The 13,913-nt window shown below is 37.6% G+C and carries 14 protein-coding genes; 10 read left to right on the top strand and 4 right to left on the bottom strand.

What is annotated here, in order from left to right:
• The first annotated feature begins 96 nt into the window (after nucleotides 1-96).
• From ACFQ4X_RS18430 to ACFQ4X_RS18400, 7 genes are all read left to right on the top strand, one after another.
• Entirely contained in the window at nucleotides 97-1,401 is a 1,305-nt protein-coding gene (locus tag ACFQ4X_RS18430; RefSeq protein ID WP_379837766.1) for a Zn-dependent hydrolase, read from the top strand.
• Nucleotides 1,402-1,429: 28 nt separating this feature from the next.
• A complete protein-coding gene (locus ACFQ4X_RS18425) occupies nucleotides 1,430-2,614 on the top strand; it encodes a M20 family metallopeptidase (protein ID WP_379837764.1) in 1,185 nt (394 codons plus the stop codon).
• 21 nt (nucleotides 2,615-2,635) lie between these two features.
• Nucleotides 2,636-2,839, top strand: coding sequence for a DUF3311 domain-containing protein (locus ACFQ4X_RS18420; protein ID WP_379837762.1), 204 nt, complete (start codon nucleotides 2,636-2,638; stop codon nucleotides 2,837-2,839).
• Entirely contained in the window at nucleotides 2,836-4,308 is a 1,473-nt protein-coding gene (locus tag ACFQ4X_RS18415; RefSeq protein ID WP_379837760.1) for a sodium:solute symporter family protein, read from the top strand. Before ACFQ4X_RS18420 ends, ACFQ4X_RS18415 begins: the two co-directional genes overlap by 4 nt.
• A 229-nt stretch (nucleotides 4,309-4,537) precedes the next feature.
• Nucleotides 4,538-5,203 (top strand): 5-bromo-4-chloroindolyl phosphate hydrolysis family protein, encoded by a 666-nt coding sequence (locus ACFQ4X_RS18410; RefSeq protein WP_379837758.1) that lies wholly within the window; start codon nucleotides 4,538-4,540, stop codon nucleotides 5,201-5,203.
• Entirely contained in the window at nucleotides 5,190-6,365 is a 1,176-nt protein-coding gene (locus ACFQ4X_RS18405; RefSeq protein ID WP_379837756.1) for a toxic anion resistance protein, read from the top strand. Before ACFQ4X_RS18410 ends, ACFQ4X_RS18405 begins: the two co-directional genes overlap by 14 nt.
• A gap of 26 nt (nucleotides 6,366-6,391) precedes the next feature.
• Complete coding sequence (locus ACFQ4X_RS18400) at nucleotides 6,392-6,643, top strand: hypothetical protein (RefSeq protein ID WP_379837754.1); 252 nt, start codon at nucleotides 6,392-6,394, stop codon at nucleotides 6,641-6,643.
• Nucleotides 6,644-6,689: 46 nt separating this feature from the next.
• On the opposite strand, the gene ACFQ4X_RS18395 is transcribed toward ACFQ4X_RS18400, so the two are convergent.
• Nucleotides 6,690-7,223, bottom strand: a complete 534-nt coding sequence (locus ACFQ4X_RS18395; RefSeq protein WP_379837752.1) for a GNAT family N-acetyltransferase — start codon at nucleotides 7,221-7,223, stop codon at nucleotides 6,690-6,692.
• A 178-nt stretch (nucleotides 7,224-7,401) separates the two neighbouring features.
• Here ACFQ4X_RS18395 and ACFQ4X_RS18390 point away from each other — a divergent pair, with 178 nt between their 5' ends.
• Together ACFQ4X_RS18390 and ACFQ4X_RS18385 are read left to right on the top strand one after the other, a co-directional pair.
• Nucleotides 7,402-8,148, top strand: coding sequence for a L,D-transpeptidase family protein (locus ACFQ4X_RS18390; RefSeq protein WP_379837750.1), 747 nt, complete (start codon nucleotides 7,402-7,404; stop codon nucleotides 8,146-8,148).
• A gap of 151 nt (nucleotides 8,149-8,299) precedes the next feature.
• Nucleotides 8,300-11,107, top strand: coding sequence for a DEAD/DEAH box helicase (locus ACFQ4X_RS18385; RefSeq protein ID WP_379837748.1), 2,808 nt, complete (start codon nucleotides 8,300-8,302; stop codon nucleotides 11,105-11,107).
• Nucleotides 11,108-11,136: 29 nt separating this feature from the next.
• Here ACFQ4X_RS18385 and ACFQ4X_RS18380 read toward each other — a convergent pair whose 3' ends face one another.
• A complete protein-coding gene (locus ACFQ4X_RS18380; RefSeq protein ID WP_379837746.1) occupies nucleotides 11,137-11,529 on the bottom strand; it encodes a (deoxy)nucleoside triphosphate pyrophosphohydrolase in 393 nt (130 codons plus the stop codon).
• A gap of 117 nt (nucleotides 11,530-11,646) precedes the next feature.
• Between ACFQ4X_RS18380 and ACFQ4X_RS18375 the strand changes: the two genes are divergently transcribed.
• Nucleotides 11,647-12,060, top strand: a complete 414-nt coding sequence (locus tag ACFQ4X_RS18375; RefSeq protein WP_379837744.1) for a VOC family protein — start codon at nucleotides 11,647-11,649, stop codon at nucleotides 12,058-12,060.
• A gap of 90 nt (nucleotides 12,061-12,150) precedes the next feature.
• On the opposite strand, the gene ACFQ4X_RS18370 is transcribed toward ACFQ4X_RS18375, so the two are convergent.
• Entirely contained in the window at nucleotides 12,151-12,705 is a 555-nt protein-coding gene (locus ACFQ4X_RS18370; RefSeq protein WP_379837742.1) for a hypothetical protein, read from the bottom strand.
• 24 nt (nucleotides 12,706-12,729) lie between these two features.
• The gene (locus ACFQ4X_RS18365; RefSeq protein ID WP_379837740.1) at nucleotides 12,730-13,713 is read right to left on the bottom strand and encodes a hypothetical protein; all 984 of its coding nucleotides are present in this window, start codon (nucleotides 13,711-13,713) and stop codon (nucleotides 12,730-12,732) included.
• Nucleotides 13,714-13,913: the final 200 nt, after the last annotated feature.

The raw sequence follows: 13,913 nt of genomic DNA, 5'->3' as shown, positions 1-13,913 counted from the left end.
GTACTGTTTGTCCATTTTTTATATTTTCAAAATATACAGACTATTCTATACTTTTCTTTAACCTATTAGATAGTTACATCATGAAGGGGGCAATACATGCTGACTACGGATAAATACTCCATCGAAGAAACGCTGCTGAAGAGTTACGATCGAAAGCTAAACCACTCAGGTGTATCAGGTGAAAGGTTAGCTAGACGCTTAGGTCAACTCTCCAAAATCGGATCGACTAAAGAGAGAGGTTCCCTGCGTATTGGATTCTCTAAAGAGGAAAGGCAAGCAAAAGAACTTGTGAAGAGCTGGATGTTAGAGGCTGGACTCAAAGTTAGGGAAGACGGGGCAGGTAATATCTTTGGAAAATTAGATGGGAGAGAAGAGAAAAATTTCTCAGTATTGTCGGGATCACACGTCGATAGTGTTCCAAACGGCGGCCATTTTGACGGTCCACTCGGTGTGCTTGCTTCTCTGGAAGTTGTTGAAGCATGGAAAAATACAAATTACATACCAAAGTGTTCGTATGAAGTGGTTATTTTCTCTGATGAAGAAGGGTCAAGGTTCAACGGAGGACTAAGAGGAAGCAGGGCGGTTTGCGGTGAGCTCGACATGGAAGAAGAGAAACAAAAGAAGGATCTGTATGGTGCATCCTTTCAAGAAGTTATTGAGAGTGACGGACTTACATTAGAGGGTTTTCACGATGCTCGAAGAGACGTGAATGAAATTAAAGCATTCGTGGAAGTGCACATTGAACAAGGGACAACCCTTGAAAAAGAGAATGTTCCTGTTGGAATCGTTACAGGGATTGCAGGACCATCCTGGCTAAAAATTAATTTCATAGGGAAAGCCGGACATGCAGGCAATACACCAATGAATGCAAGGGCAGATGCTTTGGCAGCAGCTAGTGAGTTTGTTGGAGAAGTGAGCCGCATGCCTGAACGTGTGAGCCGAACGGCAGTAGCAACCGTAGGCAAACTCCATGTTTATCCCAACGGCGTTAACGTGATTCCAGGAAAAGTTGAGTTATATGTCGATATTCGAGACATTCAACAGAAAACACTTGATTTACTAACGGAAGAAGTTTCGAAAAAGGCAATGGAAATTGGCAAGAAACATAATGTCAGTGTGGAGTATCAGCAGACACTTAATGTCGCACCGGTTCCCATTGAAAAAGACATGCAAATGAAATTAATCGAGGCTGTTGAAGCAAATGGAATTAAACCCATACTCCTGCCAAGCGGTGCAGGTCATGATGCAATGGTATTAGGCCGCCATGTTCCTTCAGCCATGATTTTTGTAAGAAGCAAAGACGGCATAAGCCATAATCCAAACGAATGGACGACATTAGATGATTGTATCCAATCCGTCCACGTATTGAAGAATATGGTTGAAACCTTAGTATCAAAATAAAGGATTTAAAAACAAGGAGAGGTTAAAGATGACGGTAAAAACAAAATCATTTGATCATTTAGTCGATGAGGTGTCAGAACAAGTAACCAAATGGCGCCGTTACTTACATGAAAATCCAGAGCTATCCTTTCAAGAAGAAAACACCTCCCAATTTATTTACGAAACACTAGAATCATTTGGTAGTATCGAACTGTCACGGCCAACAAAAACCAGTGTTGTTGGAAGAATTGTCGGTAAGCATCCGGGAAAAGTTTTAGCAATTCGAGCGGATATGGATGCGCTGCCGATCCATGAAGAGAATACAACCGAGTATGTCTCCAAAAATCCTGGTGTTATGCATGCATGTGGGCATGATGGTCATACGGCTATGCTTTTAGGAGCTGCAAAGATTTTATCCGGTTTAAAAGAAGACATTCAAGGTGAGATCAGACTATTTTTTCAGCATGCAGAAGAACTGTATCCTGGCGGAGCGGAAGAAATGGTACAAGCAGGGGTTATGGATGGAGTGGATGCGGTCATCGGAGCGCATTTATGGGCACCCCTTGAGATCGGGAAAATTGGTGTTGTCTATGGAGCGATGATGGCATCACCAGATACCTTTTATATAACCGTTAAAGGAAAAGGAGGACATGCAGCACTTCCTCATCAGACTATAGATTCGATCGCTATTGCCTCACAGATTGTAACGAACCTGCAGCATATTGTTTCTAGAAACACAGACCCGCTTGAACAGCTGGTCGTTTCCGTTACGAAATTTACAGGTGGAACTACTCATAACGTTATTCCTGGATCAGTTGAAATTTTGGGTACTGTTCGTAGCTTTGATGCAGAGATTCGCAAAAGCGTCCCAAAAACAATCGAACGGATTGTAAAAGGTATTACAGAGGCACATGGGGCAGATTATGATTTTGACTATGAATTCGGTTACCGTCCTGTGATTAATGATCACAAAGTGACACAAGTAATTGAAGATACAATAGTAGAGGTTTATGGAGAAAAGACTCTGGATCGAATGAAACCAAATATGGGTGGAGAAGACTTTTCCGCTTTCCAACAAAAAGCTGGGGGGACATTCTTTTATATAGGTGCAGGCAACCCAGAAAAAGAAGCGGTCTATCCGCATCATCACGCACGTTTTGAAATTGATGAAGATGCTTTAGAAAAAGGAGTACGTGTTTTCGTTCACGCAGCTTTCAAGCTGTTGGATAAATAGATGAATAGGGAGGGTTTAAAGTTGGATACGTTGATAAAATTAATAGCTTTAATACCGTTTGCAGGACTATTAGGTGGAACTTATTTTGCTAACAAAGTCACTCCTTATCTTTTCGGAATGCCATTCTTACTTGGTTATTGTGTAATCTGGGTTGTTCTCACTGCCATCATTATGACGATCATCTATATGATCGATCCTAAAAACAAGGAGGGTGAAGTGAAATGAACGCAGCACTTGTCATTATTTTTGCTGTTATGATCATGTCGATCTATCTTGGAATACGGGCTAAAAAAGGGAAAGACATGGATTTAGAGCAATGGACCGTTGGTGGAAGAGGGTTTGGAACTATATTTGTCTTTTTATTGATGGCTGGTGAAATCTATACGACGTTTACTTTCCTTGGAGGAAGCGGTTGGGCTTATGGAAAGGGAGGTCCAACGTTTTACATCATCGGTTATGGATGCCTCGCTTACATTATGTCTTACTTCTTACTTCCAAAAATTTGGCGTTATGCTAAAGATCATAATCTATTATCACAGTCTGATTTCTTCGTAAGTAAATATAAAAGTCCATATCTTGGAATTTTCGTATCTTTAGTTGGTGTAGTAGCAATGATTCCATATTTTGTTCTTCAACTAAAGGGACTTGGGATTATTGTTTCAGAAGCTTCATATGGAACGATCTCCCCAACCATTGCGATTTGGATTGGTTTAACTGTTGTCACTGTTTATGTAATGGTGTCCGGAATTCATGGTTCAGCCTGGACTGCAGTTGCAAAAGATATACTAATTCTTGTGGTTGTTCTATTTCTAGGTATCTATTTACCGATTCATTATTATGGGGGCATACAGCCGATGTTTGAGGCAGTTGAAGCCGTAAAACCAGGGTTTCTTGCCCTTCCTGATGCTGGCATGAGTACATCTTGGTTTGTAACAACAGTGCTTCTTACGGCACTTGGATTCTATATGTGGCCTCATACCTTTGGTTCTGTCTATTCAGCGCAAAATGAAAAGGTATTTCGTAAAAATGCGATTTTTATGCCGATCTATCAATTGATCTTATTGTTTGTTTTCTTTGTAGGATTTGCAGCTATTCTGAAGGTACCAGGGTTAGAAGGCCCTGAAGCGGATTTGGCACTATTAAAGATCTCCATCGAAACATTTGATCCGTGGGTGGTTGGCATTATCGGGGCAGCCGGAATCTTGACTGCACTTGTACCCGGATCAATGATTTTAATGGCTGCTGCAACCCTATTAGCAAAAAATGTTTACCAAGTGGTGAATCCAAAAGTAACGGATAATCAAGTTTCAAAAACCGCCCGTTACCTTGTTCCCGTTGTAGCGTTGATCGCTGTATTCTTTACTTTTAAAGGCGGAAATACCCTTGTAACATTATTGCTGATGGGATACAGTCTTGTGACCCAGCTTTTCCCAACTTTGATTTTTAGCTTAATGAAAAACAATTTTGTTACGAAGCAGGGAGCTTTTGCTGGAATAGGTTCAGGTGTAGCAACAGTTGCTTATATTACGATCACAGGATCAACTGTCGGATCACTATTTCCTTTCCTGCCACAGGCTATTCAAGATTTCAATGTGGGTATTATCGCGATGATTATTAATATTGTTATTCTTGTCGTAGTAAGTCTAGCAACAAAACCTTTAGCCGTTACAAGCGGCAAGACAAAAACGGCATAAAGATAGATATTTCAAAATAAGACTGTACCTAGCAGTCTTATTTTTTTTGTGAAAATACGCCTCAAGTCTTAGAACACATTACTTCCTGAAGCCATGGTTATTTTAGGAAGGTTTCGATAAGGTAATACTAGAAACATATTATCAAGTAAACTTTTTTATTGGAAAACGAAACTCTGAAACTTGTACATTCGTATGAATAAGAAAGAGTTTATGTCAGGAGTCGATTACAATGAACGGATTTTTAGCCTTTTTTATCCGAATGTTTGTTGCTATCCCATCCTCCATTGGAGTGTGGCTGGCGAGTATTATTGCGTATGACCAGACGTATCTCATTTCATCTGGAATCGCCGTTGCAGGTGGTGCTGCTGCATATACTGCAACCGGGCTTCTTCAAAAACAGCGATTTCTTAGTAACCACCAGCTATCGAGACGAGAATATAAATACATCAGAAGAAATTTAGATGAAGCAAAACCGAAAATCCACCGCCTGCAAAAGGCACTGCTTTCTGTTCGAGATTTGCCGACATTAAAGCAAAGAGCTGATTTGGTGCGAGTGGTGAGGAAGATTCAGAGCTTAACTCAAAAAGAGCCAAGACGTTTTTACCAGGCTGAACAATTTTACTTTTCCCATTTGGATTCAGCTGTCGAACTAACGGAGAAATATATGTTTTTAACAGCACAACCTAGAAAAACAAAGGAACTTACACAATCATTAGTGGAAACAAAACGAACACTTGATGAGCTAAAAGAATACATCGAAAAGGATTTATACCAAGTTTTGTCAAATGATATAGAAGACCTTCATTATGAGATCGATGTGGCGAAGTATTCGATCAAATCTTTGAAAGAATCACAATCTATTAAAAAGGCAGGAGATATACATGAAAGAAAATAAAGCACCCCTGTTTAACAATACAGATGAGCCGGCAAATCTGATGGATGACTTGCTGGCTAATCCCTTTGGTGAGGAGAAAGGGTCTCATCTGCAGCAGGAGGCAAATAAGCAGATCAGATTGATAGATGTACTTCCAGAAGAAAACAAAGAAAAAGCGTATCAGCTGGCAAAGCAGATTGATCCGACAAATCACCAAACGATGATTACGTACGGAGCACCCGCACAAGCGAAGCTTCATTCTTTTTCTAACACGATGCTCGAACATGTGAAAAAGAAAGACACCGGTCAGATCGGTGAGATCATTGGTGACTTAATGAGGAAGCTTCAAGATGTGAATCCTGAAGAACTGAAGTCTAATAAGCCTACTTTAATCGGTCGCATGTTTGGTAAGATCTCGGGTACTGTTCAAGAAGTGCTTTCCAAGTATCAGAAGACGGGTGCGCAGATTGACCGCATCTCCGTAAAACTAGACGGGAGCAAGAATGTCCTCATGTCTGATATCGTGATGCTTGAGAAATTGTATGAGAACAATAAGGAATACTTTCAAGCGCTGAATGTGTATATTGCAGCAGGCGAGTTGAAACTTGATGAGCTGAATCAAGTAACGATTCCTGAGATGAGAAAAGTGGCAGAACAAACAAATGATCAGATGAAGTTCCAGGAAGTAAACGATATGGTTCAGTTTGCTGACCGATTAGATAAACGTGTGCATGATCTGAAGTTGAGCCGAGAAATCACGATTCAAAGCGCACCTCAAATTCGTCTCATTCAAAATACGAACCAGGCACTTGTTGAAAAAATTCAGTCGTCCATTATGACGGCTATTCCTCTTTGGAAAAACCAAGTGGCGATCGCGCTGACACTGATCAGACAGCGTAATGCAGTAGAGGCTCAAAAGCAGGTTTCTAAAACGACGAATGAACTTTTATTAAAAAATGCAGAGATGCTTAAAACAAATACGATTGAAACAGCGAAAGAAAATGAGCGCGGGTTAATCGATATTGAGACTCTGAAGAAAACACAGGAAAATTTATTATCAACACTTGAAGAAACGCTTCGCATTCAAGAAGAAGGCCGCATGAAGCGCCGTCTGGCAGAAGAAGAACTTGCAACGATGGAGATCGGGTTGAGACAGAAGCTGCTGGAGATTAAAGGGGAATAATGAGTAGTTAATGGGAGGTGTTTTTATTGAAATGGAAACTTAGAATCCCTATGATGCTTTTTGTATTTGGGTTAATTTCAGGAATACACCAATACTTCCCATACATCATTATTTTTCAAGAAAGTGATATTCTGCGAAGTATTCAATATTTAGGAACACTTGGTATCATCTTTTTTGTACTTGAAAAATCAGGAATCCATGAAAAGAAAGTTAATATTACATTTGGTTTAGCCCTTATTGCTACAGGATTTTTGGCTGATTACCTAACTTCTTATTAAATTTAAGCGCTCAAAGATGAAAAACTTTGAGCGCTTATTTTATAGGTTATATTAGCATCCCCATCACAACAGTGTTGCTATAACTTCCTCTAATAAAGTTATCTTGTTTCAGCAAACCTTCCACTTCAAATCCTAACTTCTTGTAAAGCTCAATGGCAACTGTATTAGTTTCATTTGTAACAAGGCTGATCTTTTTGGTCACTCCGTTTTGTTTAGCTCCTTCTATAAGATCATTCATTAGTATCTTTCCTAACCCCAAGCCAGTGTACTTTTTAGAGATGACGATTCCAAGTGTCCCAACATGTTTTGTCCGTTCTTTTTGTGAGGAATTAATGGTTGCGATACTGATAATCTCTGAATCAATCAATGCCAACAGCATGATGGAATTTTGCTCATTTGAGGTTGCAGTGATGTATTCTTCGTATTCTCGAACATCACGCTTAAATTCGTTCGCTCCAAAGGAAAGAAAATCTGTTTCACCGCCAACCACATTGTAAAAGTCGATCATATTTTGAGCATCTTCTTTAGTTGCTTCTCTAATCGTCACTTCTATATTGTTTTTTAGGATAATGTTCCGCATCTATAATCATTCCTTCAGATAATAATTACTAAGTTAAATATAACCTACTAGTCTATTCATGGTACAATCCTAATATTCATGATTTTTTTATTAAAATTTTAACAAAAAGGTAATGCGTATCCTGTTCCTTCGCATAGAATATGAGGATTTTACATTTCAGAAGGAATGGAGAGAAGGAATGAAAACGAAAAAAATAGTCATCGGGTTACTCATGTTTTGTTTTATGTTCTTTTTTGTGCAGCCAGCAAAAGCAGCAGCTTCTTCTTTTATCATAATAAATAAATCAACTAACCAGCTGGCGTATTTCGAGAATAATAAATTATCAAAAGTTTTCAAAGTGGCAACGGGAAAGCTGCCGTCCTACACACCAGAAGGCAAATTTAAAATTGTAAACAAGATCACAAACAGGCCTTATTATACCGGAAATATACCTGGTGGAGATCCTCGAAATCCCCTAGGCAACAGATGGCTCGGCTTAAATGCAAGAGGAACTTGGGGAACAACATATGCAATTCACGGAAACAATAACGCAAATGCCATAGGGAAATATGTAAGTGCAGGATGCATCCGCATGTACAATAACGATGTGCAATGGCTGTATGCTAGAATTCCTGTGAACACACCTGTAGTAATCACCACTTCAAGTAAGACTTTTCCAGCCTTAGCAGCAGCTAATGGTTATAAAATCACAAACGGCTCAACAGTACCAGTATTCTCAATCGTGAACCTGAAAAAAGGCAGCCGCGGTGCTGAAGTCATGGAGCTTCAGCGCAGACTGACAAACTTAGGATACAGCACAAAAGGAATAGACGGGGTCTTTGGGAACAATACAGACGCAGCCGTACGGAAGTTCCAGAAAGCTAAGAAACTAAAAGTGGATGGAATTGTAGGACCAGCGACTAAGAAGGCGCTTGGGATGTTTTAATTAAACAACTGTTTAAAAAAGAGCTCATTTTTGTGAGCTCTTTTTTATTAGGAAATCCATGTTAATTACCAAAAATGATCTTTTTATTAATATCTACTTATAGTAGTATTTCTAAGTAATAGAAAGAAAATTTTGGTATTAGGGGCTTATTATGGACTTTGAGAAGAAGTTAATCGTTAATTCAGATAAAGAAAATTTACTGGGAGAACTCGTTAGATCAATGAACGAGTGTGTCTCGTTTTATTTTAGTGTGGCTTTTGTGAATTTTAGCGGACTTCAGCTTTTGCTTGATCCATTAAAAGAGGCACAAGAAAAGGGCGTAAAAGGAAAGATTATTACTTCAACTTATCTAAACTTTACAGATGCTAAGGCATTAGAAAAAATTAAAGAATTTGATAACGTGGAATTAAAAGTTTTTGTCACAGATAAAGAAGTTGGATTTCATACTAAAGCCTATATCTTTGAATACCAGAATAGCTACAAAGTTATTATCGGATCATCAAATATCACTCAAAGTGCGCTTAAAAGTAATATTGAATGGAATGTTGAGGTTATTGCTAAAGAGGATGCTGATTTTATAAAAAAGGTATTAAAAGAATACAATTCGTTATGGGAGTTTAGTGCTGAAGCTAACGCTGATTTTATTCAAGATTATGAAGCATTTTTAAAGAGTATTAAGAAAACACCTTCACAACAAGTTATATATGAGAATAAAGGCTATATTGTACCCAATCGGATGCAGAAACGAGCAATAGAGAATTTAGAGAGACTCCGACATTTTGATGAGAAAAAAGCTCTCGTAATTGCTGCTACAGGAACGGGGAAAACGTACATGTCAGCTTTTGATGTAAAACGTTATAAACCTAGAAAATTACTATTCATCGTACATAGAGAAGAAATACTTAAAAAAGCGAAAGAAACATTCGAGATACTTTTACCTAATGAAGGTCTAAAATTTGGATTGTTAACGGGTAATTACAAACAGAAAGATGCTGATTATGTTTTCGCCACAATCCAAACCCTATCTAAATGTTACCAAGGATTTGATAGAAGTGAATTTGAATATCTGATTATTGATGAAGCCCACCATGCTACAAGTCCATCCTATCAAGAAGTCTTAAGTTATTTTGACCCTAATTTCACCTTGGGAATGACTGCAACACCTGAAAGAAGTGATAGTGGTAATGTATTTGATCTTTTTGATAATAACGTAGCATTAGAAGTGCGATTGCATGAGGCTTTAGAGGATGAACTTGTAATTCCTTTTCATTACTTTGGGATCACTGATATTGAAAGTGTTGATCTTAGTGATGTTCATATTGATGATATAGCTGAAATCACTAAAAGATTAAAAGTAAACGAACGTGTAGATTTCATAATAGAAAAAATGGACTTTTATGGTCATGATGGCGATAAAAGAAAGTGTTTAGGATTTTGTGCAAGTATAGAACATGCGCAATATATGGCGGCTGAGTTTAATAAAAGAGGATACAACAGTGTTTGTTTATTTGGGGATCATTCTCCTTATCAACGAGAAATGTATATTAATAGATTAGAAGATGACACAGATGAATTAGAATTTATCTTCACCGTTGATATCTTCAATGAGGGTGTAGATATTCCTTCTGTTAACTCTGTTCTAATGTTAAGACCTACTAACTCTCCTATTGTTTTTATTCAACAATTAGGAAGGGGACTTAGAAAACATGCTAACAAAAGCTTTCTTACCGTGTTAGATTTCATAGGGAACCATAACAAAACTTTCTTAATAGCTTTGGCTCTAAACGGTAGTCGTTATTACGATAAGGAGAGTTTAAAGATTGCTATAGTAACTGGTTTTGCTAATATTCCAGGCTGCACCCATATCCAAATGGATAAAATATCGCAAGAAAGAATACTAGAGCAAATCGACAAAGAAAATTTTAACTCTATGAAGTATCTAAAAGAAGAATACTACGAATTTAAGAAGTTAAATCAAGGACATATCCCTTATTTATTGGTCGATTATCTTAAATACGATGGAGCACCTGATCCTATCAAATTTATAAATAGAGAAAAATCCTATTTGCAATTTGTAGCTAAAGTAGAGAAAGATGAAAAAATAAAAAGACTTCTGTTAGATGATAATTTTGATGCTACTTTAAAAGAGTTATCTAGCCACCTTCCACTTAAGAGAGTTTATGAGTTTGTCATAATAAAATATTTATTAGATCATGAGGATATTGGTGTTCAGAGGGCAAAGAATGAAATTTTAAAGTTGATTAAAAATGTAGATGAAGATAGTATTCTACATGCTTTTGAATGTCTTAATCAAAATTACTTTGACAGTGGTCAAAAGAAAAGTAAGCCTCGGTTATTTGTTTTACAAGACGAGAGGCTCTCTAAAACAGAATTGTTTAAGAGAGTATTAGAAAATGACGAATACAAAAAGTTCTTAGAAGATATTGTGGCTTATGGGATTTTTAGATACGAAAAAGAATATAAAGAAGAATACTATGGTGTTCCGCATTTTAAACTATATGAGCAATATCAGATGATGGATGCTGCTTTTCTTTCCAACTACAGAAAAACTCATAGCTCCTTTAGAGGATCGGGCTTGCTGGCAAATGGTAAAGAATACTTTTTGTTTATTGATTTACACAAAGAAGAAGATATTAAAGAGAGTATAAATTATCAGGACAAGTTCCTGAGTGAAAGATACTTTCAGTGGCAATCTGTTAATAGCACTACTCAGCAATCTGAAAGAGGACAAAATATTATTCATAATAAGCAAAGAGGTGTTAATTTACATCTGTTTGTGCGGAAGTTTGGAAAACTTGATGGAAAAACGGAGCCTTTTATTTATATTGGTAAAGGAAATTCAGTTGCTTTTGAAGGAGAAAAGCCGATAACCGTAAAAATTGAACTTGAGAACGAAGTGCCAGCTAGTTTATATAACGAATTTATAATAAAAGTGTAGACTCCTCATTTTGAAGAGTCTACACTTTTTTATTCGTTTATTAATTGCTCTACAGCAGGAATGTCTGCAGGAGCCCATTTTAATGCGGAAAGATTCTCTCTTTTTAACCAGATTAATTTAGAATGTTCACTGGCTTCAGGAATACCTTCAGTTATTTTGCACTTAATAGCGATCAAATTGATGATAAAAGTCTCATATTCATGAGTATGCTCATTAAAGAGCTCAATGGTTTCAATTGAACAACCTAACTCTTCTTTAATTTCTCTTTTGAGGGCAGTAAATAAATCTTCACCTTGCTCTACTTTTCCGCCTGGAAACTCCCACATATTTGGGATTAACATGTCAGGAGATCTTAGAGCACATAATATTTCGTTGTTTTCATTTTCAATAATAGCAGCAACTACTTTAACTAACTTCTTCAATTTAATCCTCCATTGTTTTAATTCTCTTAATTATCATATCATTTTTTGAATGGTCTTTTTTGCTAAAAGCACTCCAACAATCTATAATTCTACTCAACAAGAGAAGAGGTGACTGTAATGCGACTGGATCATACTGGCATTGCCGTAAGAAGAATAGATGAGGCGATTGAATTTTATACAAATGTATTGGGTGGTAAGCTCACTGAACGTTATACAAGCGAGAAGCCTGGAGTTGAAACGCATATCGCTGTGATAGAAATGGAAAATCAGGTCATTGAGTTGCTGGAACCAACGAGCAGGACCTCGCCTATTGAGCGTTTTATCAGGCAGAACGGTAAAGGTGTACATCATTTGGCGTACGAAGTAGATAACCTGCTTGAGACCATAAAAGATTTTGAAAGCAGAGGCTATACTTTTTTAAAAGACACATACCGGATCAACCCTTATGGACGCAGACTAATCTATATGAATCCTGTTCATTCGCAAGGGCAGATTATAGAACTGTGTGATTATGTATCTTTAGATGAATAAATGGTAATTTTACTTAAAATAAGAAAAGGCCCAGGAAAATTATTCCTAGGCCTCTTTCTTTGAAAAAATGCTGTTCTAATCAAATCAAGCCTATTTAAAAGTCCCTGTCGGAACATTAAAGATCCATCTGGTTTTGTCTTCTGCCTCTAAAGTGAGATCAAATGCATCATAATCTATAACTCTAACTTCTCCATGTTTTGATGGAGTCTTATATTCTTTTGAATCGACAAACTTTCTTTTTTCACCATCTGTTAGTACAACGACAATACCTTGAGCGGGATCTGACTTAAGAGCTCCAGTCTCAACGGTTACCCCGCGGGCATTCATTTCCTGATGGTTAACCGGACTGACCCAGCCATTCGTGAACCGAATACGTTGATCATTTACTTGGTCTTCTATTTTCTTGATGATTTGAGGTGTTACGGTACGGTCTTTTTGGATAACAAGTGGACCATCCTTCGTGTTATTTTTTGTAATACTGTCGTTTTTTGCTTTAATTTTATTTTTGTCTTTTCGTTCCTGGATCTCCTGTTTTTCTTTTGGCAAAGTCCCATATTCTGTATTAGAGGCAGAAACATGATAATAGCTAATTCCCGCACAAGATAGTACTCCTACAGTTAGTAATGCGAACCAAATTTTATTCATTTCCTTCACTCCTTTACCTATATATTAGTGCCACTGAATATCCGTTGATAGAATAGGAAATTTAGTTGATTCGGCTGTAATGGCATCACTGTTGAGCTCATTGATTAACTGTGTCCAGCCCTGGCTGGGTGTATTGTCAAGTTCCCAATGACAGCCAACGTCTTGGCAGGCTCCGGCTTGGGTTAAGGAAGCTCCAAATTTCATCTGGTTGTTTTGTGAAACAGCGGAGTACTTGTTGATGTTTTGCCACTGCTCTGCCATATCTCCGCTATTATCATAAATTTGTGGAAGTGGCCATGCTGGAGATGCTCCCCATGAAATGTAATAAATATCGTTATAGGTCCATCCGTTATTACAAGAATAATTAGTTGTTCCGGTGTTCGTGTTTGTATGGTAGCATCCGTCAGCACTTCCATAATTGTAAAGAGAATAGCTATTAACTGCATCATAACCTTTTACCCAGTCTCTCGTGCTGACCGTATCATCATAGCCAGGCTCCATATCATTCCCGCCATCCACTTCTACTTGGTCAGAATAGGAGTTTGCTGTGTTATGGGCATTGATGGCATCTATCATATTTGCAAAGTTCCGGCCGCCTTCATTTGTTACGGTATACGAATTATTTGTTCCAACGATCACTTGAACTGTCGAATAGTTATCAGATCCCGTTCCTTTCCAATAACCTCGGGAATAGGCTTGTACCGCATTTTTTACTTGATCGAGAGTGGCATCAGGCATTCCTCTAAGTGAAACAGTAGTGGGTGAAGGCTGGCCGCCAAAGTCAAGAATGACGATGCTTTGCTGTGTCCCAGCTTTACTAAAATCTGCACGTCCTTTTTGGTAGCCCATTTCATAAAGAGTGACGGTATCAATCGTGTCCATGTAATAGCTTGAGCTTGAAGTCGGAGGCGAGGCGGCTTCAATGCTCATAGCTGGAAAGAACAGTGATATCAATCCAAACCATAAGAATATTTTCGGTGTGTAATGACGTAAACCTAATTTTTTCATTTTTGTCTCCTTTTTATTTTAAGATGACAGACAGTTTTTTCTAAAATTCAGATAATTTTATAAAAGTGTTCGTAGTAGAATATTTATTTCATGGGCATAAAATGGTTTATTAATCTTTTTTTACAAATAATTAATATTAATAACATAAATTATATGGTGATAAATGAATTGTGTTTTTCATAATTTCCTAGTCTTTCATA

This window comes from Fictibacillus halophilus, assembly GCF_042680145.1.
Lineage (GTDB): Bacteria > Bacillota > Bacilli > Bacillales > Fictibacillaceae > Fictibacillus > Fictibacillus halophilus_A.
This window is presented reverse-complemented; position numbering and strand designations above follow the sequence as displayed.